Source organism: Moritella sp. PE36 (genome assembly GCF_000170855.1).
In the GTDB taxonomy this organism is placed as follows: Bacteria; Pseudomonadota; Gammaproteobacteria; order Enterobacterales; family Moritellaceae; genus Moritella.
In genome coordinates this window covers 1-24,868 of sequence record NZ_ABCQ01000042.1, presented here as the reverse complement: position 1 = coordinate 24,868, position 24,868 = coordinate 1, and the positions used below count along the sequence as shown (strand labels likewise).

General features: G+C 41.4%; 23 protein-coding genes and 1 pseudogene. 11 read left to right on the top strand and 13 right to left on the bottom strand.

The features are described 5' to 3' along the window. Positions 1-182 precede the first annotated feature (182 nt). From PE36_RS17955 to PE36_RS17945, 3 genes are all read left to right on the top strand, one after another. Entirely contained in the window at positions 183-737 is a 555-nt protein-coding gene (locus PE36_RS17955) for a carboxymuconolactone decarboxylase family protein (RefSeq protein WP_006033482.1), read from the top strand. Next, positions 730-2,364, top strand: coding sequence for an ATP-binding protein (locus PE36_RS17950; protein ID WP_006033481.1), 1,635 nt, complete (start codon positions 730-732; stop codon positions 2,362-2,364). Before PE36_RS17955 ends, PE36_RS17950 begins: the two co-directional genes overlap by 8 nt. A 62-nt stretch (positions 2,365-2,426) precedes the next feature. Then, complete coding sequence (locus tag PE36_RS17945; RefSeq protein ID WP_006033480.1) at positions 2,427-3,029, top strand: uracil-DNA glycosylase family protein; 603 nt, start codon at positions 2,427-2,429, stop codon at positions 3,027-3,029. A gap of 8 nt (positions 3,030-3,037) precedes the next feature. Here PE36_RS17945 and PE36_RS17940 read toward each other — a convergent pair whose 3' ends face one another. Next, a complete protein-coding gene (locus PE36_RS17940) occupies positions 3,038-3,550 on the bottom strand; it encodes a methylated-DNA--[protein]-cysteine S-methyltransferase (RefSeq protein ID WP_006033479.1) in 513 nt (170 codons plus the stop codon). Positions 3,551-3,748: 198 nt separating this feature from the next. Here PE36_RS17940 and PE36_RS17935 point away from each other — a divergent pair, with 198 nt between their 5' ends. Beyond that, on the top strand, positions 3,749-5,449 hold the full coding sequence (locus PE36_RS17935; RefSeq protein WP_043994740.1) for an amidohydrolase: 1,701 nt from the start codon (positions 3,749-3,751) through the stop codon (positions 5,447-5,449). A 56-nt stretch (positions 5,450-5,505) separates the two neighbouring features. On the opposite strand, the gene PE36_RS17930 is transcribed toward PE36_RS17935, so the two are convergent. The 3 genes from PE36_RS17930 to PE36_RS17920 form a co-directional block, all read right to left on the bottom strand. Next, positions 5,506-6,378 (bottom strand): LysR family transcriptional regulator, encoded by an 873-nt coding sequence (locus PE36_RS17930; protein WP_006033477.1) that lies wholly within the window; start codon positions 6,376-6,378, stop codon positions 5,506-5,508. Between the two features lie 257 nt (positions 6,379-6,635). Continuing rightward, positions 6,636-7,256 carry a LysE family translocator gene (locus PE36_RS17925; RefSeq protein WP_006033476.1) on the bottom strand — a complete coding sequence of 207 codons (621 nt, stop codon included), beginning with the start codon at positions 7,254-7,256 and terminating at the stop codon, positions 6,636-6,638. An 80-nt stretch (positions 7,257-7,336) separates the two neighbouring features. Beyond that, a complete protein-coding gene (locus PE36_RS17920; protein ID WP_043994738.1) occupies positions 7,337-8,140 on the bottom strand; it encodes an AraC family transcriptional regulator in 804 nt (267 codons plus the stop codon). Positions 8,141-8,427: 287 nt separating this feature from the next. Here PE36_RS17920 and PE36_RS17915 point away from each other — a divergent pair, with 287 nt between their 5' ends. Next, positions 8,428-8,868, top strand: a complete 441-nt coding sequence (locus tag PE36_RS17915; protein ID WP_006033474.1) for a pseudoazurin — start codon at positions 8,428-8,430, stop codon at positions 8,866-8,868. A gap of 184 nt (positions 8,869-9,052) precedes the next feature. On the opposite strand, the gene PE36_RS17910 is transcribed toward PE36_RS17915, so the two are convergent. Both PE36_RS17910 and PE36_RS17905 read right to left on the bottom strand, forming a co-directional pair. Further along, positions 9,053-9,232, bottom strand: a complete 180-nt coding sequence (locus PE36_RS17910; RefSeq protein WP_255348866.1) for a DUF2798 domain-containing protein — start codon at positions 9,230-9,232, stop codon at positions 9,053-9,055. Positions 9,233-9,279: 47 nt separating this feature from the next. Beyond that, complete coding sequence (locus PE36_RS17905; RefSeq protein ID WP_006033472.1) at positions 9,280-9,564, bottom strand: putative quinol monooxygenase; 285 nt, start codon at positions 9,562-9,564, stop codon at positions 9,280-9,282. Between the two features lie 103 nt (positions 9,565-9,667). Between PE36_RS17905 and PE36_RS17900 the strand changes: the two genes are divergently transcribed. After that, positions 9,668-10,564, top strand: coding sequence for a LysR family transcriptional regulator (locus tag PE36_RS17900; protein WP_043994744.1), 897 nt, complete (start codon positions 9,668-9,670; stop codon positions 10,562-10,564). Between the two features lie 229 nt (positions 10,565-10,793). Here PE36_RS17900 and PE36_RS17895 read toward each other — a convergent pair whose 3' ends face one another. Beyond that, positions 10,794-11,042 carry a hypothetical protein gene (locus PE36_RS17895; protein WP_006033470.1) on the bottom strand — a complete coding sequence of 83 codons (249 nt, stop codon included), beginning with the start codon at positions 11,040-11,042 and terminating at the stop codon, positions 10,794-10,796. A gap of 314 nt (positions 11,043-11,356) precedes the next feature. Here PE36_RS17895 and PE36_RS17890 point away from each other — a divergent pair, with 314 nt between their 5' ends. The 3 genes from PE36_RS17890 to PE36_RS17880 all read left to right on the top strand — a co-directional run bounded on the left by PE36_RS17890 (position 11,357) and on the right by PE36_RS17880 (position 14,042). After that, a complete protein-coding gene (locus PE36_RS17890; protein ID WP_006033469.1) occupies positions 11,357-12,205 on the top strand; it encodes a sterol desaturase family protein in 849 nt (282 codons plus the stop codon). Between the two features lie 88 nt (positions 12,206-12,293). Then, a complete protein-coding gene (locus PE36_RS17885) occupies positions 12,294-13,046 on the top strand; it encodes an electron transfer flavoprotein subunit beta/FixA family protein (RefSeq protein WP_006033468.1) in 753 nt (250 codons plus the stop codon). Next, a complete protein-coding gene (locus PE36_RS17880) occupies positions 13,047-14,042 on the top strand; it encodes an electron transfer flavoprotein subunit alpha/FixB family protein (protein ID WP_006033467.1) in 996 nt (331 codons plus the stop codon). Positions 14,043-14,151: 109 nt separating this feature from the next. Here PE36_RS17880 and glgC read toward each other — a convergent pair whose 3' ends face one another. Further along, the gene (gene glgC / locus PE36_RS17875; RefSeq protein ID WP_006033466.1) at positions 14,152-15,369 is read right to left on the bottom strand and encodes a glucose-1-phosphate adenylyltransferase; all 1,218 of its coding nucleotides are present in this window, start codon (positions 15,367-15,369) and stop codon (positions 14,152-14,154) included. A gap of 293 nt (positions 15,370-15,662) precedes the next feature. Here glgC and PE36_RS17870 point away from each other — a divergent pair, with 293 nt between their 5' ends. Beyond that, positions 15,663-16,493, top strand: a complete 831-nt coding sequence (locus PE36_RS17870; RefSeq protein ID WP_006033465.1) for a patatin family protein — start codon at positions 15,663-15,665, stop codon at positions 16,491-16,493. A gap of 114 nt (positions 16,494-16,607) precedes the next feature. Next, complete coding sequence (locus PE36_RS17865; protein WP_006033464.1) at positions 16,608-18,059, top strand: catalase; 1,452 nt, start codon at positions 16,608-16,610, stop codon at positions 18,057-18,059. Between the two features lie 82 nt (positions 18,060-18,141). On the opposite strand, the gene PE36_RS17860 is transcribed toward PE36_RS17865, so the two are convergent. From PE36_RS17860 to PE36_RS17840, 5 genes and pseudogenes are all read right to left on the bottom strand, one after another. Continuing rightward, positions 18,142-20,373 (bottom strand): acetoacetate--CoA ligase, encoded by a 2,232-nt coding sequence (locus PE36_RS17860; RefSeq protein WP_006033463.1) that lies wholly within the window; start codon positions 20,371-20,373, stop codon positions 18,142-18,144. Between the two features lie 7 nt (positions 20,374-20,380). After that, positions 20,381-21,349, bottom strand: coding sequence for a hydroxymethylglutaryl-CoA lyase (locus tag PE36_RS17855; RefSeq protein ID WP_006033462.1), 969 nt, complete (start codon positions 21,347-21,349; stop codon positions 20,381-20,383). Then, a pseudogene (locus tag PE36_RS17850) lies at positions 21,349-23,459 on the bottom strand (biotin carboxylase N-terminal domain-containing protein). Before PE36_RS17850 ends, PE36_RS17855 begins: the two are co-directional and overlap by 1 nt. Before the next feature lie 5 nt (positions 23,460-23,464). Further along, positions 23,465-24,280: an enoyl-CoA hydratase-related protein gene (locus PE36_RS17845; RefSeq protein ID WP_006033459.1), complete on the bottom strand. Its 816-nt coding sequence runs from the start codon at positions 24,278-24,280 to the stop codon at positions 23,465-23,467. Positions 24,281-24,383: 103 nt separating this feature from the next. Beyond that, positions 24,384-24,868, bottom strand: a 485-nt coding sequence (locus tag PE36_RS17840; protein WP_006033458.1) for a carboxyl transferase domain-containing protein, incomplete at its 5' end; no start/stop codon positions are given.

Below are 24,868 nucleotides of genomic sequence, written 5' to 3'. Positions count from 1 at the left end.
GGGATAGATTTTTTGTAGACTCTGATAATATAGTTGAGCTATTAACGCTTGTGTTACGAGATAAGTTTTATCACTAATAGAGTTGAAAGCAATAGATTTCAAGGTATTAAAAGATCAAATCCCCCCAGTGCCAGAATAGTTGACTACAATAATTACAGTAACTTCTTAAATTAGGTCTTAGTATGTATAGTTTTTTGGAATATGAAGATGCTCCTGAACCTGTTAAAAAAATTTATGACGATATATTCGAGTGTTTAGGCAATGAAGGACTTGTCGATTATTTCAAGGTACTTGGCCACTACAACATTATTGTATTAGACGTGACATGGAATATGCTAAAAAGTATTTTAGTGGAAGGTGAATTACCTCGGGCATTGAAGGAACTTGTATTTATTGCTGTTTCAAATGAAAACAACTGTAGCTATTGCACCGATATTCATACCGCAATGTGTAAGTTTCTTAATTTAAACGAAGGTGACATTCAAAAAGTATTAAAAAAAGAAACTAACTTAAACCCCAAAAGGGTTAAACTTTCCATTGAGTTTTCTAGAAAAATGGCTATAAATCCAGGATTAATTGTTGAATTGGACCATCAGACTCTCCTCGATGCAGGGCTAACTAAAAGCCAAATATTTGAATTGATGGCTCTGGTTAGTTTGGTAAATTACTCGAATACACTGGCGCAAGGTATGATGATTGACGTTGACCAAAAAGTAGTAAATTTACTTAATGTCTAATAACCTAATTGATACTCACCAATTAGTGTCTTTAATTGAACTAACAAATGCGATGGCTGAAGACAGTATTGCCCCTTCTCTAGACGCTAATCAAATAATAAGTCAATCGGTTGATAAATTGATGTGGATTATCGATTTTGATCTTTGTCTTATCCTTGATAAATCCACAAAAAGTCACCTTAACCTCGTTTTAAACAACGAGAATACAAAGCATGACTTCGAATCGTTAACGAAACTACCTATTGTGGAATATACGCAAAACATGCCTATTTCGTTATCTGATAACGACTATTACCTATTTTACGACGTGTTATATAAAGACAATGAGAATGCTAAGTTGATTCTTTTCTTACAACGGTCTGAGCGATTCCCCTCCCAAATTTCAATTGTGTTAGAGCTATTTTGTACATCGCTAAAAAAACTGTTAGAAACTAAAAAAAACGAACTTAAAAACAGAAAATTACAAAATGAAAAAGCGATTTTAGAAGAATCCAATAAGCTAAAGTCACTTTTTTTAGCCACAATATCCCATGAAATTAGAACTCCAATGAATGGTATTCTAGGCATCGTTCAGTTACTAAAAGATACGCCGCTTAATAATCAACAAGTAGAAATGCTTGACACAATAACCAATCGCAGTGACGACTTAATAACAATACTTAATGACATATTAGATTATAGCCAATTAGAAACCGGTAAGGTGGCGTTGAATGAAGTTGATTTTAACGTCATTGAGTCTGTGGAAGATGTGGTTAAAAGGTTCTCTGCTGCGGCGCACCTCAAAGGGCTGAGCATAACCACTGCTTTTGATAATTCAACGCCAGTTATATTTAAGGGGGATGTAGAAAGAATAAAACAAATATTAAGTAACCTAGTACATAACGCGGTTAAATTCACTCAAGTAGGTGAAATTAACATAATAGTGAATTTTGAAGAAACAGCGACCTCTTTCTATCAAGTTAATATAATTGTAAAAGATACAGGTATTGGTATTAGTAAAATAGCCCAAAAAAATCTATTTCAACCTTTTACTCAAGCCGATAATTCAATGAGTAGAACGTTCGGAGGCACGGGGCTCGGCCTCGCTATTTCAGCTAACCTTACCAAAGCGATGAATGGTACCATTAGTGTGGAAAGCGAAGAACTAAAAGGTACTGCCTTCCTCTTATCTATACCATTAAAAACCACTCAAAACCCTAAGGCATCTCGTGTTCAAGTAGATTCAGAAAATGAGTTAACAAATACCATCAACCCTAATCATAAAATACTGGTTGTTGAAGATGGACGCATAAATCAGACCATCGTAAAAATGATGCTATCTAAATTGGGTTTTGAATGTGATGTTGCTGTGAACGGTCTTGAAGCGTTAAAGGCCTTAAATAATTCAGAATATAGTATTATTTTCATGGATTTGCAAATGCCAGAAATGGACGGGTTGACTGCAACAAAAGACATAGTAAAACGTTACGGCCAAGCTCGACCCATTATTGTTGCCATGACAGCTAATATATCAAAGGAAGATAGAAAAAATTGTGTCGCTGTAGGTATGGATGACTTTATCCTTAAACCCCTGTTAATAACCGAACTAGAAAGAACCTTATCTACACGTTACAAACGAAAGCAGTAAACTGTTTTTTGTCCTGATTAATTTGCTTGTTATACGGAGTACCGTATGAGGAAAACGACAGTATGAAAAATAGTATTCTCGATACAATCGTTTCTGATGTACGAAAATGCACCTTGTGTGAACCAGACCTTCCGCTGGGCGCTAGACCTGTGTTGCAAGCCGATAAGAAAGCTAAAATACTGATAGCAGGGCAGGCGCCTGGTATTCGCGTGCATAAATCGGGTATACCGTTTACCGACCCAAGTGGTGATCGTTTACGTCAATGGATGGGCATTGATAAAGACACATTTTATGATGCGACTAAAATAGCCATTTTGCCGATGGGCTTTTGTTATCCAGGAACGGGGAAGTCGGGCGACCTGCCACCAAGACCCGAATGCGCTAAAACATGGAGAGCGGAAATACTAGCTGCAATGCCGAACATTGAACTGATACTGGTTATTGGTATTTATGCGCAGAAATGGCATATGGGTGACGTAAAGCAGAAAAACCTCACCGAAACAGTAAAAAACTGGCGAGACTATTGGCAAAAAAATTGGCCAGAACGATTACCACTGCCGCATCCTAGCCCACGTAACAATATTTGGTTGAAGAAAAACCCTTGGTTTGAACTAGATGTGATCCCGCATTTACAAGCACGAGTGGCGCAATTAATGAGTGAATAGCAAACGTATTAGATAAATAGGTTTTGCTCTAACTCTAATAGACGTTTCTTTAATGACAAACCACCACCGTAACCGACTAGCTCACCTTGGCTACCTATAATACGATGGCAAGGAATGATTATCGCCAATCCATTCGCGCCATTGGCATTGCCAACCGCCCTGACTGCATTTTCATTGCCAATGGATAAGGCTAAATCTAAATATGTCGCCGTTTCACCGTACTTTATCCCCTCGAGTGCATGCCATATCGACTTCTGAAAATCAGTGCCGACCAATAGCAGCGGAATATCAAACACACTGCGTTCACCAAGGAAATACTCTTCTAGTTGGGCTTTTGTTTGTTCTAAAACGTCGTCATTTTTTTCGACAAAGGTAGCATTAAGGCCCCGCTGAATACGGTTATCAACTGACTCTCTCATTTTCCGATAGCGAAAATCACACAAACAAAGTTGCCCTTCATACGAGCCAAGTACAAATTCTGCATAAGGGTGTTTAAAGTATTGAATGTTGATATTCGTCATCACATATCCTTGTTTAGAGTCGGAAGATAAATTTAAGCTGCACAGAGCAAAGACTTACCTCAGCATATCCCAATATCCTTATACTCACTATTTTTCTTTTAATTTCTCGCTGCAGTAGACTTTATTCAACACAACGTACCAAGCCCTATATTAACTTTCTATACTAAGACAAACGGTAGGGCATGAAAGGAAACAACGATGAATAAAATTTACCCTTTAGCAATAATAGCGAGTCTAATAATGAGCCCTTACACATTGGCTGCGGAGATATACAACAGCAAACATGCCGATATGATCTTTACCAACGCTAAAATTTACGGTCACGATAATGCCAATGCAATCGCAGTGCGTGATGGCAATATTATGTTTGTCGGTAAAGTTGCCGATGTAAATGCCTACCGCGCTAAAAATACCGAAGTAATCGATCTTGAACAAGCGATTGTCATGCCTGGTTTTATTGATAACCACAACCATGTATTCGAGGCTGCATCAGAAGTCGGTGGCAACTGTGAATTGGATATGGATGCGTCCCTTGAAGAACAAATCACTTATTTAAAAACGTGCCGTTTAAACGCTACCTTAAATTCTAACTCTAACGGCTGGTTAATGGGTTATGGCTTTTCGCTAGATGCCGTACTGGCGGACGATAACCGCTACACGCCACTGGAAGTCATTGACCGTATATTTCCAACGCAACCCGTAGTGCTAATGGAACAGACGTCACATTCAATGTGGGTGAATTCTGCGGCGTTAAAACTGGCTGGTATCACCAAAAACTCGCCTGAACCGCAAGGTGGTAAGATCCTCAAGGATGAAGAGAGTGGTGAACTTAATGGCATTCTGTTTGATAACGCCGGTGACATTATCATGGAGATGGCGTGGAACAGTTTAGAAAACCAATTTAACCAAAGTTATGACGGCTTAATGAACGGGCTTGAAGAAGCTGCTGCCCATGGTATTACCACGATTGGTGATGGTCGACTTTATTGGAAACGTGGTTGGTATGACGTATGGCAGCAAGCAGAACAAGAAGGTGATTTAACCGCGCGTGTATCACTGCGTCCGTGGATCTATCCGGCTGACTCAATGCCGCCACAATTGGCATTTTTAAAAACCATTCAATCAAGTGATAAGTCACGCTTGTTGCTGGTGGATCAAGTGAAGATGTACAGTGATGGTATTTTCATTAATGGCACGGCAAAAATACTGGCACCGTATGATGATACTTACATTCCAGACGAACCGTTCGGCATTAATTACATTGAACCAAAAAAGATGCAAGGTTGGTTAGCGGCGTTGGATAAGCTGGGTTATAGCGCCCATATTCATGCGATTGGTGATGGCGCGGTTCGCGAGTCGTTGAATGCCATTGAATATGCCCGTAATCAAGGCTCTAAAAAACCGTATACCTTAACGCATGTTGAATTGGTTAATCCAAAAGATGTGCCTCGATTTGAAAAATTGGATGTAACGGCTGACTTTCAAGTTGGGTCTGACTATGTGGCAGAACATGATCATCACTGGGCAGAAGCCTTTTTAGGGAAAGAACGTACACATTCGATGATGAACCTTAAACCTATCTTTGATACAGGGGCGAATGTTACCTTAAGCAGTGATTGGAATGTGCATGATATCAATCCATTAGTCGGTATCGCCAATAGCTTGAAAATGGGTGAAACAGGTTTGCCGGATGTCTATGCTGCCATTGATGCTTACACTATAAATGCCGCCGATAGCTTGGGTATCAGTGATATTACTGGCTCGATTACGGTGGGGAAGTCGGCTGACTTTGCTATTTTAGAACAAGATATCACTCGTTTGTCTCACGATGCCATTGCTAAAACTCAAATCCTGATGACAGTGTTACAAGGGAATATCGTTTTCGACGCGGAAGAGTAGTCGCGTCTGCAAGCGTGTTTTAATCGCTTGTGTTAATAGTCGGTGTAATAAGGTATTCAGACTGATAGTTGATGCGTCTTCTTAAAGGCGGTTATCACCTGACTACCTTGTTCAGATAAAGTTAAGCCATTACGCCAACATAATTCAACTCTGCGGATAATACCTGCGGGTTCAAAATCACAGTTTAGTTTAACGAGTTGGCTGTTTTCGATATCACTCTTTACATATTCTGCGGGTAAAAATGCGAAACCTTTATGGTGTTTTAACATCGCGATAAGTGGCTGAATGTCAGAGAACATGGCGTAACGAGGACTAAACCCGTCGCTGTGTTCATTAATCTCGCCCAATATCAGCTCTCGGTATTGGCTTAAATCACGAGTTGTCACTATCGATAACGCAGCAAGTGGGTGAGAAGGACTTGATGCCAACACGTCTTGGTAATGGCCTAAGCGGCAATATTCGAATTGCTGGTGGTGCAGGGTGTCCGATTCATGGGTGATGATGATATCGACATTGCCGTCACGTAAGTCTTGCGTTAGTTGCTCAATTTCGTCGCGATATACTTCGACACTTAAATTGGGTAAATCCAGTGTTAATGCTAACGGTTGCGTAAAGGTCTGCTCAGGAATATAGTTTTCAATACCAATGGTTAGCACCGTTGGTTCACCTTGCGCGATCATGTCAGCACTTTGCAGCAACATATCCAGCTGACTTAAAGTATGCGTCAGGCTAGGCAATAAACGTTGTCCCGCTGTACTTAACGTGGTTTTATTACCCGAGCGATCAAAAAAGGTCACGCCAAGATCGATCTCTAGATCGGAGATCCATTGACTCACTTGCGGTTGTTTCTTGCCAAGCTTACGGGCTGCAGCAGAAATAGAACCTGTTTCAATGGCTAATAAAAGTGCTTTTAGATGTAGTGAGTTCATAGGCCTAGCTGTTTGATATAGGTATTAAAGAAGGGGGATAACAGGGTCTAAACTATCCGTTCCCACTCCGTTGCGATCTGTACGGTAAATATGCTCAAGTTTTGCTAAATTATCAATGACATCGTGTTCGTTATTCATTTTAGCACTCTTTATTCCTACCAGCTAACAGGGATCAAAGTCACTCGTTATAATATGATGCGTATTTTATAGATTATAATTGCTGATTTAACCCCTTGTTGTGCTTATCCTTATATGTACTAAATCAATTGAGACCAAATCTGATTATCTATAATTAACCAACCTGATACAACTAGCAAACAACTTGCGTAGAAAATGTTTAGTGCTTGTTCATAGGTTTTATTGCTCGATATATTCGCTAACAATACACCTAGTTTTACCCAAACAAAGTGTATTGAAATGTTTAGCATTGCCAACCATATAACTAATACTAAAATACCGTGTTCGCCAAAAGTTAGCTGAGCTTGCTCTGTAAAAAGCGTGAACATTAAGAAAACCATTAACCAACCTTTACTGTTCAATACTTGTATTAGTAAACCATCAATAAAGCCTAAATGTTGTGTTGAATTTTGCGATTTTGTTGCACTGCTTCGGACGAATTTATATGCTAAAAAGGTAAGGTAGAGAGCTCCTACAATTTGCACTACATTCATTATATTTGGGTAAGCTTGAACCACTTCCCCAAGGCCATAACCAACGATAATCGATTTAATGATGAATACTGTATCGACACCCATAATTAATGGGATAGAACGTTTTACGCCTACTCTAGCGCCCGATGCAGCAAAAACAATGTTGGCAGGTCCCGGACTAAAAACTAATGGGAACATCGCACTTAACCATATAATAAATAAACTCATATTCTTAACCTCGATAATTATAATTGTTCAGGTTAAACGAACCATAAAAGGTTATCTTGTACGAAATTGACACTTAAATATTATAGGCATATATAGTTTGATGGTGACACGCCAAAAGCACGTTTAAAGTTTCGGTTAAAATGGCTTTGATCATAAAATCCACAGGCCAGAGATGTGTCAACGCAACTCATGCCTTTGGTTAGGCATTGTTTGGATTTTTTTGCTTTTAATAACAATAAAAACTGATGGGGTGTAATGCCAAACAAGGTTTTAAAGCTTCTAATCAGCTGGAATTTAGTGCAACCTGATATACTCTCAAGCTCAAGTAATGATGGATTTCTGTCCCAGTTATCATGAATGAAATCTCTGGCTAGGTAGGCACTTTTTATATCAAGTTTTTTTGTATTATCAATTGGTTTTGCAGAGCCATACGTAGTGAAAAGTTTTTCTAAAGTCGTTGCTAATAAAGATTCTTTTGTTAAATCGAAACTCGATAATTCTAACGACTGGTGCAATTGCAAAAGCTCATCAAATAAACGAGGGTCATCAATAACAGGTTTATCAATAATAGGATCTATTGGAAAGTCAGTATTTTTAAATTGTTTGTATAATGTGGGTAAGTCAAAGTAGAACATACGATATTGCCAGCCTTTGGGGGCACCTGCAAAACCAGTATGAATTTCAGAGGGATTAATCGCGATGATATGCTGCTTTGGCACCAACAAGTTATTACCTTTATAAAATACTCCTTCTGCTCCATCTTCGATAATGCCGATCGCTAATTCATCATGCCAATGTTTTGAAAATTCAAACTTGGTATAACTCGCTGAAAGTAATTCTACTCCGGGTAACGCCTGGTTTATCCATAATTTTGATTTTTCCAAATACAGCTCCTTTGCTTTTAACAAATACTAAACCCACATGTTATCAACGAACTTATCCTAGCAGTCAATCACGCGATGATAAAGTATAAGCATTCCCCCATTTGTATATATTATGTATAACGTTAGAGTAATTGGAATTCCATATTCGTCAATACAGTATTTTACTTTTGAGTTGATAATGATTATCATTCGTAATGAGTTGGTCGTATTAGCCTTAACTATGTTTAAGCGCTTTTATATCTATATTTTAATCTTTCATCACATTTAATGACTGGAGTTTCTTTAATATGATTAACCGAAAAATCCTTGCTGTAGTAGCATTAATGGCATGTAGTACCGCATTGCAAGCCGCTGAGCATACTGTAAAACTGCTAACGTCATCAGCTAATGGCATGATGGTAATGGAACCTGGCTATCTTAAAATCGCTTCAGGCGACAGCGTTAAATTTGTGCCTTCGGATGCGAGTCATAATGCGAGTGCTTATTCCGTTCCAACAGGAGCTGAAAAGTTTAATACGCCAATGGGTAAAACAGAAACCGTTAATTTTAAAAATGAAGGTGTTTATATTTATAATTGTACTCCTCATTTGGCTCTTGGGATGGTTGGGGTTATTCAAGTCGGTTCTGCTGTTAATATCGAACAAACGAATACCGCAGTAGCTCAGTTATCAACAAAAATCATGATGAATAAAGAGCGCTTACCTGGCTATATTGCACAGATCAAATAACCAAGGTATTCAATCAGGCGTTAACGGGGGAGAGGTAACGTTACTTCGACCTCGCTGGTTCCAGGCCTTTACCATCGTTGTAAACCATAGAACGTACAAAGTCGTTATAGTCCAAATCAGCTACCATTCTGTTCAAGTTTAATACCCTAATCCATTAAATTAGGGCATCGTTTACCTATAAAAATTAATGTTTATTATCAAATAATGAGGATGTAAACGAATGAACCAATGGAGCGAAAGTGATAGAAAGTAACGCTGCAACTGGCCAAGCTAACATAAAGGACTTTCCCCAGCTATGAAGAAAGTTGACACCAAAACCTAGATTTACCCATGTTACCCAAAATGTCATTAAACTAGATAGCATCAAAGACATCAGAATACCGAAAACAATTCTCTTTGCCATATTTATCCTTACATAGCCTCTAGTTTTTCGATGTACATGATCTCGGTTAGTTTCTTAGCTAAATACGCCTTGGTATGAGGTTTTTCAAAGTGGGATTTTAAGTAATCTTCGTTATCCCAACGTTCCCATAGCGTGAAATTATTTGGATTTTCTTTGTTCGCAAGTATTTGAAAATGCTGACATCCTTTTTCTTTAACCGTTTCTGTCACTAACTTGTGTAATTGTTCAATCGTATATGAACGGTCAGAGTTGTTAGTTAATTTCAATCCTGCATTAATGAATAAAATAGTCATGATGATCCTTATTAGAGTGATATTGAATACCAGAAAAGAATAGATAATTTTATGATTTTTTTATATGGTTAATAACACAATTAATAATTCCATTAATGAGATCATGATTGACGATATCGTATTATTCATCCATATAGTGAAATCTCAGGGGTTGGCAGGCGCTGCTAAAAAACTGAAAATTCCTGCGGCGACTGTGACACGTCGTTTAAAAAAATTAGAGGAAAAAGTAGGGTGCAAGCTAATTCACCGTTCAGCGAGGCAGTTTAGGTTAACGACAGAAGGGCAGGTTTATTTTGAATCCTTTACTGATTTAGTCGAGCGTTTTGAATCGATATCGAAGGAACTAAGTTCTGAGGCCAATTCGTTAGAAGGCAGCTTGACCGTATTGGCGCCCACCAATATCTCTATCGGCTATCTTCAGCCAATGTGGTCACAATTTATTGGTGATCATCCTGAGATTCAGCTGAATTTAAAATTAAATAACGATAACAAAGATATGGTGGAGGAGCATGCAGATATAGCCTTAAGGATCGGCCCCCAGAGAGATTCGAGTTTGTATCAAATTAAAGTGGGCTCTATTCCTAGTGTATTAGTCGCATCCCATAAATATTTAGCAAAGTCAGCGCCATTAAATAGTTTAGAGGATTTAAAACATCATAAGTGTATAACCGTTTCTCATATGCCGACTTGGAAATTCCAACACTCAAAATCCAAGTTAAAACAAACAATTAACCCTGAGTCCTCTTTAAAAGTAAACGATATTAGTATTGCAAGTAAGTTTGCTAAAGATGGCCATGGCATTGCATTATTGCCACCAAGTGAAGTACTTGAATATTTACACTGTGAACAACTATTCATGCCATTACCTGATTGGCAAGGTCCTGCTAGAGATATTTTTTTGATTTGGCCCTCAGGTAAGTTATTAAGTGCGAAAGCAAAGTGTTTGAAAGAACATATTCAGCGATATATGAAAGTTGCGTTAAATGAATTAGCTTGTTGAACCACTTAATTATAGTCGGAATCATTAGCGTATAGTCACGTTTAAACGTTCGCAGGAGTCATTCACTTGATAACCGAAATGCTAGGTCAGGTGGTTGGTATTGTGTACGGTAGTGAGCTCATCGGCTTTATACATGCATGAGAGAAAGAATAGCAGGGTCTAAACTATCCGTCCCAACCCCGCTTCGATCTGTGCGGTAATAAATCGCTATGCTTTGAATGGCAAGATATTAGTGTTGCGTTTGCACACCGTGACGAACCATTTCTTTGCCGTTTTCATAAACGTCGTCAGTCACATAACGCGATAACAGTAGTTTTTGGTTATCATCAAATACGGCGATAAAGTGGCGGCCATCTTTGTTATTTGTTGCCATGCCTATGCCAGCAACACCTTGCAGGCCTAAACCACCCAGTTCAACGCTTAATAAAAAGCGTTTTAGTTCTGCTAAATTATCAATGATATCAAGTTCGTTATTCATAGTTTAATACTCTTATTTCTAGCTGCTCACAGGGAGCAAAGTCACTCGTTATAATATGCTGCGTACTTTACAGATTATAACCGATGATTTAAACCCTTGCTGTGCTTTAATCTTTGATGCTTAAGCAGTGAGCTAGTAAGTTGCCATACCCCATAACACCACTATTCTTAATGCATAATTGTTTGATTTATTAAACACAAATAGGCTGATTCAATAAACACTAGTACGTCGTGGGGAAGTTATGAAGATATTGGTCGCGGTGAAGCGGGTTGTCGATCATAAGGTCAACGTCAGGTTTGAAGTGGGAGCTGGTGATGCTTGAATGGTGGAACTCTGTATACCTGTTGGTTATTTCATTGTTATATAAAAGTTGGACTGGACTGCTTATACCGCTGCTGGTATTTACGACACTTGCGTTGTTAGTTAAACGTAAACGCGTTCTTCAAAATTCGTCAGAGACTTTTTCTGAAAGTGTATTTAATTTTTTAATGATGAACGTCAATGCCGTGATCGTAATCCCCATTATTATATGGCTTTCACCTTATATCTCTAATCATCTTTGGGTGTTATTTGATATGAGTGAGCTGAATCCATTTCTATGCGGTGTGCTTGCTCTATTTTGGGGGGATTTCGTTGGATATTGGCGACATAGATTTGAGCATATTCGTTGGCTATGGCCATCACATGCCACACATCATAGTGACGTGAATATGTCTTGGTTAACCTTGGAACGTTTTCACCCAATTAATCGTTTAACAACGTTTATTATCGACAGTACATTATTGTTAATCATAGGTTTTCCACCTTTTGCGATTATAACGACTAATTTAATTCGTCACTATTACGGTTACTTCATCCATGCAGATCTACCTTGGACTTATGGTCGTTTTGGTCAATGGTTTGTATCTCCTGTGATGCACAAGTGGCATCACGCGAACGTACTTCGGGCTTATAAGAGTAATTTTGCTACCGTCTTTTCTTTCTACGACCGTTTGTTTGGTACTTATTATATGCCTGGTATGTGTACTGTTGCATTAGGTGTGGATGGGTTAAGTAAACGGTCTTTGTTATATCACCTTACTTATCCATTCATCATCAGTAATTATCAGAAAGTGGATCAACACAGTAAAACATCAGTAGAGCCCAAAAAATCACAGCAGTAGATATTTGCCGTATGACTGAACGCCACTATCCTTCACGATATGGACGAAGGTGTTAATCACCAATATACAACACGTTAATGGAGTGCTCATGAAGATATTGGTCGCGGTGAAGCGGGTTGTCGATCATAAGGTCAACGTCAGGGTTAAAACGGATGAAACAGGCATTGAAACCGCGAATGTAAAAATGGTGATCAATCCATTCTGTGAGATCGCGATTGAACAAGCTGTGCGTTTTAAAGAACAGGGCTCGGCCGACGAAGTTGTCTTGGTTTGCATTGGTCCCAAAGAGGCGGAAGTGCAATTACGGGCAGGGCTAGCATTAGACGCAGATCGCGCCATTCTGATTAGAACAGATGAAGAAGTTCAATCCCTTGATGTCGCTAAATTACTGCATAAAGTCGTGCAAGAACAACTACCTGATCTAGTGCTACTGGGGAAACAAGCGATTGATACCGACAATAATCAAACAGGGCAAATGCTAGCGGCACTCACTAATATGCCACAAGGAACGTTTGCTTCTGATATCGTCTTTATCGTCCCGAATAAAGTCAAAGTAACTCGTGAAGTGGACGGTGGTTTAGTCACATTAGCCTTGAATTTACCTGCCGTCATTACTGTCGATTTACGCTTAAACACACCCCGATACGCTTCGTTACCTAATATCATGAAAGCGAAACGCAAAATCATCACCATGGTATCCCCTGACTCTTTGGGGGTTAGCTTATCCCCGCGGCTGACTACGCTTAAAGTCGAATCGCCACCAGTACGGCAAGCTGGGGTTAAAGTGGCTGATGTCGCTGACCTAGTAGATAAACTACAACAGCAAGCGAAGGTGATCTAAATGGCGATACTGATAGTAGCAGAGCATGATAACCATTCCATTCAACCTGCGACGTTAAGTGTATTGACTGCGGCATCAGAGATAGCGGCGCATACCAGTGATACGGAATTGCACTTGCTTATTATCGGCCATGAATGTCAGCCTGTGGTTGAAATCGCACAGGGCATAACAGGTTTGAGTAAAATATTGGTTGCCGATCATCAGATTCATCAATATCCCTTAGCTGAGAATATCGCGCCGTTAATTGTGTCGTTAGTGCAAGAGCAAGACCAAGCACAGTATCAATATAGCCATATACTGACGTCTGCCGGAACCACAGGTAAAGATTATCAGCCCAGAGTGGCGGCCTTGTTAGATGTTGCGCAGATCTCCGATATTATCAGTGTCGAATCAGCCGATACCTTTAAACGACCTATTTATGCGGGCAAAGCCATTGCGACGGTGCAATCGAGCGATGCAATCAAGGTGATCACTGTGCGCAGTAGCGCGTTTGCAGCGATTGCGTTTAGCGCCTCGCCGTTAAGTGAGGATAATCAAATACCTGTTGTTGAATTAGCTGCGCAAGCGGATAGCGGAAAATCTGAATTTATTAAAGCGGAATTAACGCAATCATCGCGACCGGAATTAACTACTGCCAAGGTTGTTATTTCGGGTGGACGAGGCATGCAAAACGCAGATAACTTTGAGCTGCTTTACACTCTCGCAGATCAACTTAATGCGGCGGTAGGCGCGAGTCGTGCGGCGGTCGATGCCGGGTTTGTGGCGAATGATTTACAAATAGGGCAAACAGGTAAAATAATTGCACCCGATCTGTATATTGCCGTGGGTATATCTGGTGCGATCCAACACATAGCGGGTATCACAGGTAGCAAGGTAATTGTCGCCATTAATAATGATGCCGATGCGCCCATTTTTGATGTCGCAGACTATGGTTTAGTTGCTGACTTATTTGATGTACTGCCAGAGTTAACCGCTGCCTTGAAGGTGAAAAATTAGCTATCATTTTTATCAACGATAGCTAATGTTTTGATGAACAATAATGGTGATTACATATGAACAAGTGTTGTGGTCAATAGGAATAACACTTGTTACTTATGTAATACGATTACTCGAATTTATAAGATTCAGGTACGACAACAATACCGCGATCTGAAATAGTGAATCGCGCTGCGTCTTCTGCTCTATTCACCCCTATTTTGGTTCTTGGTGGGATTTTTACATGTTTATCGATAATGCAATTCAGCAGCTGGCTGTACTCACCGACTTCAACATCATCAAACAGGATACTGGCCGAAACCGTTGCGCCGTCGTTGATTTTTACATTCGACGATAAGACCGAGTTCTGCACTGAACCCCCGGCAATAAGTACACCGTTAGAAATAAGCGAATTGATAAATATCCCTTCATTACCGGTATCTGATGATGTTGTTCTTGCTGGTGGCAGTTGTGGTTCGTAGGTTCTAATTCCCCAGTCGCGTTGATATAAATCGATGGGTGAAACGGGTTGTAGCAAATCCATATTGGCTTGATATAACGAGTCGATAGTACCCACATCACGCCAGTAATCATCCTCAGTCACACGTCCAGTCGAACCGCCAAATTGATGTGCGTAGGCTTTCTCTTTATCAATCAGTTTTGGAATAATATCTTGACCGAAATCATGGTTAGAATCGGGATTGTCAGCGTCTTGTTCTAACGCATCGACTAGCGCATCAGTGCTGAAAATATAGATCCCCATTGACGCTAAACTCTTTTCTGGATCATTGGGCAGCGTCGATGGCTGTGCAGGTTTTTCAGTAAATTCGACAATGCGTTGGTTTTCGTCGATTGCCATCACCCCGAAATTTGTCGCTTCTGCCACAGGTACTTCCATGCAAGCTATGCTTAAGTCTGCGCCTGTTTCCTTATGGCGTTCTAGCATGGGCGCATAATCCATTCGATAGATATGATCGCCTGAGAGTACCACGACATATTTAGCATCGCTACGTGATAACAGCCACAGGTTTTGATAAATAGCATCTGCTGTACCACTATACCATTTATCTCCTTTACGCATTTGTGGTGGGACCACGGTAATGTATTCACCGAGTTCAGGGTTGAAGATAGACCAACCATCGCGTAGATGTTTTTGCAATGAATGAGATTTATATTGGGTAAGCACCAGAATCCGTCTTAGACCAGAGTGAAGGCAATTGGTTAAGGTAAAATCGATGATTCGATATTTGCCACCGAAAGGCACCGCAGGTTTTGCTCTGTTATCAGTGAGCGGGGCAAGGCGTGCACCCATGCCACCTGCGAGAATTACCGTTAATGTATCTTGCATATGTCAATCATTCCCTAATTGTTTTTATTCAAATAGTTACGAGGTAGGTATGCTGTATTTATATCAAAAAGCGAGCCAAAAGTTAAATGTTTGATATATAAAATTATTTATAAATGGGTAGAACAATTTCTCACCAGATTAATGCATTGTTAATTTAAGTTGCACCAAATTAGTGTGGATGTAACTAAATTAAGTTCAATAGTTTTAAACTATCAAAATGTCAGGTTTAATCGTTTTTTATTTATATCAAAATGATCCTATTCTTAACATATTGATTTTGACGGAGTGAACCAATGCAAAAAAGAGCATTAATTGTTGAAGGTGGAGGTATGCGCGGTATTTTTGCTAGCGGTGTGCTCGACGCTTTTATGGATGAAAACTATTTGCCTTATGACTTTGCTATTGGGGTATCTGCTGGCGCATCTAACTTGGTGGGCTATCTTGCCAACGCACCACAACGTAGTTTCAATGTCATTACTACAATGGCCACGGACAAGGCTTTTTTTAATCCGATTCGATTTGTGAAAGGCGGCAACCTTGTAGATGTTAAATGGTTATGGGAAACATCGATTGCGCGTTATCCGATTGATCGTGAAAAACTATTTACCAATATTCCGATGTATGCCGCAGTAACAAATATTGATACCGGGCATGCTGATTACCATCGTATCAAGCCAGATACATTATCCAATGTGCTAGAGGCAACCACCGCGTTACCAATCGCTTATCGTGAAATGCCTTGCTTTTCAGGCGGCTGCTATACAGATGGAGGTATTGCCGATTCGATCCCTGTACGCAAAGCATATCGACTGGGTGCACGTGATATTACCGTGGTACTTTCACATCCGCTTAGTTATAAAAAACAAACAATTAAATATCCATGGTTAGTTAAAACACTATTCTCTCAGCATCCGAATATCGCAAAGTCTATGATGGTAAGAGCGAAAAATTATAACGAATCTCTCGAATTTATAAAAAACCCACCGAATGACTTAACGATTAGAGTCATTGCGCCACCTGAACAGTTTGCCGTTAAACGATTAACAATGAATAACGACATCTTAAATAAAGGTTACTTGATGGGTAAGCAGGCAGGACTGGCACACATAGAAAATCGTGTTTAGTCAAAGTGTAATAAGCAATGTAAGTAAAGATAATATCAGTTCATTTATAACGTAATAAATAACTATATCAGTTCGTTTCTAAAATAATAAATAACATATAAGAAGGAATTAGCGATGAGTAAAAAACTAACGACCGCAGCAGGTTGCCCTGTTGCGCATAATCAAAATGTCCAAACTGCAGGTAAAAGAGGCCCTCAACTGCTACAAGATGTGTGGTTTCTGGAAAAGCTCGCCCACTTTGATCGAGAGGTGATCCCAGAACGTCGTATGCATGCCAAGGGTTCTGGCGCTTATGGCACCTTTACCGTGACTCATGATATTACGCGGTTTACTAAAGCGAAGATTTTCTCTGCCATAGGTAAAAAAACCGAGCTATTCACGCGTTTTACCACAGTAGCGGGTGAGCGTGGCGCTGCCGATGCAGAGCGTGATATACGTGGTTTTGCCATGAAGTTCTACACTGAAGAAGGCAACTGGGACTTAGTGGGTAATAATACCCCGGTATTCTTCTTACGCGATCCGCTAAAATTTCCCGATCTGAATCATGCGGTAAAACGTGACCCTAGAACGAATATGCGCAGTGCGAAAAACAACTGGGATTTCTGGACCTCATTACCTGAAGCGTTACATCAAATCACCATTGTCATGAGCGATCGTGGTATTCCGGCAACGTATCGACATATGCACGGATTTGGTAGTCACACCTATAGCTTTATCAACAGTGATAACGAACGTTTCTGGGTGAAGTTTCACTTCAAATCTCAGCAAGGTATCAAGAATCTATCAGATGCTGAAGCAGAAACATTGATTGGTAAAGACCGAGAAAGTCATCATCGTGATTTGTTAGAAAGCATTGATAATCGCGATTTCCCTAAGTGGACGCTGCAAGTGCAAATCATGCCAGAAGACGATGCATCTAAAGTGCCTTACAACCCGTTCGACCTGACTAAAATTTGGCCTCATAGCGATTATCCACTGATTGAAGTGGGTGAGTTAGAGCTTAACCGTAACCCAGAAAACTTCTTTGCCGAAGTAGAGCAATCTGCTTTTAACCCTGCGAGTGTGGTACCTGGTATCAGTTTTTCACCAGATAAAATGTTGCAAGGTCGTCTGTTCTCGTATGGCGATGCACAACGTTACCGTTTAGGGGTTAATCATCACAGTATTCCGGTTAATGCCCCGCGCTGCCCAGTACACAGTTATCACCGAGATGGTGCTATGCGTGTTGATGGTAACTATGGTGGCACAGTGGGTTATGAGCCAAATGATCAAGGAGAATGGGCTGAACAACCTGACTTCTCTGAGCCACCGTTAAGCTTAGATGGTGCTGCAGCACATTGGGATCATCGCGAAGATGATGATTACTTTAGTCAACCTGGTGATTTGTTCCGACTGATGACTGCAGAGAAACAAGCTATTTTGTTTGATAATACTGCGCGTAACTTAGGTGGTGTACCAGAAGAGATTCAAATCAGACATTTAAGACATTGTTTTAAAGCCGACCCTGATTACGGCCATGGCATTGCCAAATTGCTGGGAATTGATGTGAGTAAATATCAAAACTAGCTGGTAGCAATAACGTGAGTGAAAATAAACGTCGGGTGCATGTATTTGCACCCGATTCAGTTATAGCGGTGTTGGATTGTAATTATTCACACTGTAGTTCAGCTAAATCAGCAAACAAGGTTAATGCTTCAGGATTGGCGAGTGCATCTTGATTGGTGACGGAAATGCCATGCACCATGTTACGCACGGCTAGTTCGACTATCTTACCACTGATGGTTTTGGGGATATCTGTCACTGCGATGATTTTAGCTGGCACGTGTCTTGGTGTGGTATTGGTGCGAATGACCTGTTTTATTTGGCAGATTAAAGGGGTATCTAACTCAACACCCTCCGATAAACGGACAAACAAGATCACCCGTACATCATCATGCCACTTTTGACCAATGGCGATAGATTCTTGAATAACGGTTAGTTTTTCTACTTGTCGGTATATTTCGGCGGTACCAATGCGTACTCCGCCGGGGTTTAATACCGCATCAGAGCGACCGTGGATAATCACACCTACTTGATTAATACAGATGTCTGCTATGTCATTAATCGCGATATCTGCTGTTGGTTTTCTTTGGGTATCGGCAGCGTTGGGCAGCATATCTGGCGTATTAATATAATGGTAAGTCAGTTCTCCATAATCACCGTGTGCCCAGATATTGTGGAAACGGGTAAAGTACGCATTATGGTATTTCCGGTCCCCCGGGTCTTGCCAAAATCCCGTCGGCATAGAGGGGAAAGGTTGTCGACACACAAGGTCGCCTTTGCCATGGGTAAGTGGTGTTAGCGATTGGGTGTTTGGTATGCTTGTCGTTGCTATATGCTCGTTATTAATAAACGTAACATCCTCGCTATTCATAAACGCAACGTCCATGCCTAAACCTATGCATTGTAGTTCACCACGGTACACAGGTAAGGTTGGCATACCGAGCATGAAACAGGAAATAATGTCGGTACCGCCACAGATGCTAGATAGACAAATATCTTGTTTAATATATTGATAAATATAATCATAACTTTCGTGGGATAAGGTAGACCCGGTGGATAACATGGTTTTTAAATTACTGAGTTCATAGGTCTGTGCAGGGCGTAATTGAGCTTTATCACAGGCTGAATAATACTTGGCACTGGCGCCAAAAATAGATACTTTTTCTGTGTTAGCCAGTTCAAAAAGTATTTGCTTATGAGGATGAAAAGGAGAACCGTCGAATAGCACTAAGGTAGCACCCTGAGATAAGCTGCTTATTAACCAATTCCACATCATCCAGCCGCAAGTCGTGTAATAAAAAATACGATCATCAACTTGCACATCAGTATGTAATGCCAATTCTTTTACATGTTGTAATAAGGTACCGCCAACACTGTGCACAATACATTTAGGCATGCCTGTTGTGCCTGATGAATAAAGAATATACAGCGGATCAGAAAAGGCCACAGGCTCGAAGGTTAAAGAGCGTGGGAGCGCCGCACAAAAATGCCGCCAGTGACAAACCGTTGCTTTGTCTAATGAAGAGGCTGTCGTGTTTGCTGGTATTTGTGTATCTAATCTTGTATCTAATTCGGTGTCGAGTTTTAAATAGGGGATGATGACGAGCTTTGATAATTCGGGCAGGGCATTTGCAATCGAATGCACTTTTTCGTTAATATCAATTTTCTTACCGGCGTAGTGGTAACCGTTACAGGCGAATAATAATTTAGGCTGGATCTGAATAAACCTGTCGAGTACGCCTTGATGACCAAAGTCGGGCGAGCAGGATGACCAGATCGCGCCAATGCTGGTGGTCGCTAACATGGCCACAACTGCCTCGCTGCAATTGGGTAATAAACCCGCCACACGATCGCCTTTTACAATCCCTAACTCACGCATAGCCGCAGCAATACGGGTGACTTCCTCACGCAGTTGTAAATAGCTAAGCTGCGTGCGCTGACCATCTTCGCCACAGCTGATGATGGCAAGCTTGTCTGGATTGGCATTATTATTGTTGTGATTAGTCGAGATATTGTTTTCATCAGCCGAGATATTGTCGGGATATAGCAGATTCTCGGCAAAATTTAATGTTGAATCTGGAAACCATTGGCAATGATAAAAACAGTCATTTTCGACAAAAATACGATTAAGGTTGAAGCTGCCTTTGAGTTTGAAAAAACGCACTAACGAGCCCCAAAATATTGCAGTGTTATTGATACTCCATTGATGTAATTGCTGATAATGGGCAAATTTAAGGCTGTATTCATCGCGTAAAAACTGTAGATAACGCGCGATGTTACTACCATCAATGCGCGCTTGGCTTGGCGTCCAAATTGGACCTGTTGACTGTGCTGCCATTACCACCTCATATTAATGATTGAAACCGCGCTTGTGCGGCTGGGTAGGCTAACGCAACCTTAGAGCCATTCGGGCGGTTTAAACGTTGGCAAATGAAATTACCCGCGGCAATTAATTCACTTAAATCAACGCCGGATTCAATACCTAAGCCATTTAGCATATACACCACGTCTTCAGTCGCAACATTACCTGACGCACCTTGTGCATAAGGACAACCACCCAAACCAGCCACTGCACTGTCGATAACGCCAATACCCAATTGTAATGCGGCATAGATATTCGCCAGTGCTTGACCATAAGTATCATGAAAATGAACGGCTAAATGGTCGATAGGTATATGCTGGCTGACCGCGTTAATCATGGCTTTGGCCGCTTCCGGCGTGCCTACTCCGACGGTATCGCCGAGGCTTATTTGATAGCAGCCCATGTCGTGTAATTGCTGGGCGACTTTGGCGACTTTGTTAATACTGATATAACCTTCGTACGGGCAGCCAAGCGTACAAGAGACATAACCACGTACGGGTAGACCTGCAGCGAGAGCTTGTTTGACCACAGGTTCAAATTGACGTAGCGAGTCAGTAATGGAGCAGTTAATATTTTTACGACTAAAGCTTTCGGATGCAGAACCAAATATCGCCACTTCATCGACATTTGCAGCAATGGCGGCATTTAAACCTATTAAATTGGGTGTCAATGCAGAGTAGGTGACACCCGTCGAGCGCTTGATGCGGTTAAATAACTCACCGCTATTTGCCATTTGAGGTACCCATTTAGGCGAGACGAAACTGCCGGATTCGATGAGGGTTAATCCAGTATGACTCAGTATATTCACCAAGGATATTTTATCACTTAGGCTTATTTCTACTTCATTTTGCAGGCCGTCGCGGGGACCGACTTCGACAATTTTAACCTTTTCGGGTAATTGGTTAAGTTTGGCTGATACCTGGTTTACTTTGTCAGAGAGTCGAGACGCCATTAGGCTTGTTCCTTGTTATCAAGAATCAGGGAAGGGGTTAACTGTATTAATTCAGCACCATCTTCGACCATGTCACCTTCTTGATAAAACACGGTGGTAATTGTGCCCGCGACAGGCGCATTTATATTGCACTCCATCTTCATCGCTTCCATCACGACTAACGGTTCGCCAGCGTCGACTATTTGGTCTACTTGGCAAAGTACGCTGACGATCACGCCATTCATTGGTGCGGTTATTTTTGTTTCGAATTCATTATCAATATTAGATGGTAAGGCCTGATTTTGCACTGCGGATTGGATTATGGATTGGCGAAATAACACCGTACTGTTACCGGCATAAAATACTGTGATGTGTAATGGCGATATAACGACGGTGGCCTTGACTCTATGATCATCGATAAATGCCGTGAGTTCATCACCATTAAGTTCGCCACTGATTATATAACCTGTGTTGAGTGCTGCATGCTGGCAATTAATTTGTACTTGGTAACCTTGGGTAATTGTGGTCAGCGTGAGCGTGTAGTGTTGGCTGTCGAGATGGTCATTATTCGTTGTTGCTAGTTTTACGGTGTTGGTTGAAGGCTGATTTAAACGCCAGCCTGTTGTTTGCGACCAAGGGGAGTATGGATCATGATTTTCGGTATTATTGGCGTTCTCAAGCTGTTGTGACTGCTCACTGTTAAGCTGTAATGCGAGTCCAGCCAAGAGCAACGCGTAGTCAATATTGATGTGTGGTGGTGCTAATACTGCTGCGTGAGTCAGTAAAAAGTCAGTGTTCAAGCTTGCACGTTGTAATGCGGGTACTTGTAACAGTTGCGTTAAAAAACCAATGTTAGTTTTAATGCCAGCTATCTTATACTTTGATAAGGCGCTTTGTAGACGAGCAATTGCCAGGTCGCGGGTATGATCCCAGACAATTAACTTGGCAATCATAGGGTCGTAATAGGGGCTAATCTCATCCCCTTGAACAACGCCTGTATCAATACGTACATGTCGAGATGCTGGTGGTTGACTTAAGTAAACTATATCACCACTGGCAGGCATAAAATCCTTCTCTGTGTCCTCGGCATAAATGCGTACTTCAATAGCATGGCCGTTGATTTTAACTTGCGTTTGAGTCAGTGGTAATGGCGAGCCGTTGGCAATATGCAGTTGCCATTCGACTAAGTCTAATCCTGTTATCATCTCGGTGACGGGGTGTTCGACTTGTAAACGGGTATTCATCTCCATGAAATAGAACTGACCTTGTTCATCATACAAAAATTCTACCGTCCCAGCGCCCTGATAATTGATGGTGTTGGCTGCCGCCACTGCGGCGTCACCCATGGCAATTTTCGTGCCTTAGTAATGCCGGAGCAGGGGCTTCTTCCAGTATTTTTGATGGCGACGTGATCGACATCCCGCTGAGATAAGTAATACAGTTGCCATGGTGTCGCTAAATATTGAATTTCGACGTGACGAGTCTTGGTTAAGTAACGTTCAATAAGCATGTCGTCATTGCCAAAGCTAGCCATTGCTTCACGCTTGGTTGCGGCGAGTGCTTGGCAAAACTCATCGGCGTGATAGACCACTCGCATGCCTTTACCGCCGCCGCCGTAGACAGCTTTGAGTAGTTGTGGATAGCCAACTTTTTGTGAGTGATGCTTTAGTGTTTGTTCATCTTGGGCGTTACCATGATAACCGGGAACAAGCGGTACATCTGCCGTCGCCATCATCGTTTTTGCTGCACTTTTACTGCCCATTGTGGTGATAGCGTCAGCACTTGGGCCGATGAAGATTAACCCTTGTTTGGCACAGGCTAGGGCAAATGGTGCGTTTTCGGATAGAAACCCATAACCGGGATGAATGGCTTGTACATTAGCTTGTTGTGCAATGGTGAGTATTCGTTGGCTATTAAGGTAAGATTCTGGCGCTGGTGCAGGTCCTAAATAAAACGCCTCATCTGCCATCTTTACATGACGGGCGTTGGTGTCCGCAGCAGAATAAACCGCGACACACTTTATACCAAGTCGCTGCGCTGTTGCTATTATGCGGCAAGCTATTTCGCCGCGATTAGCGATAAGTAGTTTACTAAACAGTGTTGGCTGATTAATGAAGACCTGATGCGACATAGACGTTATTCCTTAGTCCAGCCAGGCTTGCGCTTATTCAGGAATGCATCTAACCCTTCTTGAGCTTCGTTTGATACCCGAATTGCTGCTATCCGCTGGCTTGTATCTGCGATTAATAAGTCATTGATTACGTGATTAGTGACGCCATGAATTAATGATTTAGCGGCCTGCATAGCGGCAGGGCTATTCGCCAGTAATGCGTCAGTAAAGGGGGCGGCTAGCGTATCTAAGTTATCACCCAGCTGGTGGATCAAACCATAGTCTAGCGCTTGTTCCGCGGTAAACATTTCGCCCGTTAAACAGTAACGCCGTGCTTGCCGTGGTCCGATGGCCGTTATCACATAAGGGCTTATTACCGCAGGAATAAGGCCAATTTTCACTTCACTTAAACAAAATTTAGCAGTGGTTGTCGCCAGGGCTATATCGCAACAGGCGACAAGTCCGATCGCCCCGCCAAAGCAGGCCCCTTGTATTAGCGCTATGGTTGGTTTGGGAAATTGATTGAGATTGTCCATCAATTTGGCTAATTGTGCGGCATCTGCTAGATTTTCTTGATAGCCAAGTTTGGCAATATCTTTCATCCAGTTAATGTCAGCGCCCGCTGAGAAGTGCTCACCTTCGGCGCGGAGGAGCAATATTCGTACCGCAGGATCATGCTTTAATACTGCTAAGGTCGTCAGCAAGTGACTGATTGTTTCGGCACTAAATGCATTGCGTACTTTGGTCCGAGTGAGGGTGATAGTGGCCACACCCTGATTATCAACCGCCGTATGTAAGTGCTCTGCATTGATGATATTTAGTTGGTCTGAATTCTTTGTCATTCAACGATCCTAACTGTGGTTTTTGATTTGTAATTAGGGTTAGCACTGTACAAAAGCAGTTGCACGTAATTGTCAGTACTTATAGCTACATTCTAAAAAATAGCTACATTCTAAAAATACCAAATTGGGTATCTGCAATCGGCGCATTAAGGGCGGCTGAAATGGCTAACCCAAGTACTTGCCTTGTTTGTAATGGGTCGATAATACCGTCATCCCATAATCGCGCACTGGCATAATAAGGATCACCTTGAGTTTCATATTGTTTAATAATAGGCGCTTTGAATTCAGCTTCTTCTGCTGCTGTCATGGTTTTATTATTACGGGCTAAGCCGTCTTTTTTGACTTGGCTGAGTACACTGGCTGCTTGCTCGCCGCCCATCACTGAAATTCTGGCATTTGGCCATATCCATAACAAGGTGGGGTCGTAAGCGCGGCCACACATGCCATAATTACCCGCACCGTAACTGCCGCCAATAATGACGGTAAACTTAGGCACTTGGGCGCAAGCGACAGCGGCAACCATTTTAGCGCCGTGTTTTGCTATCCCTTCTGCTTCGTATTTTTTACCCACCATAAAGCCGGTAATAT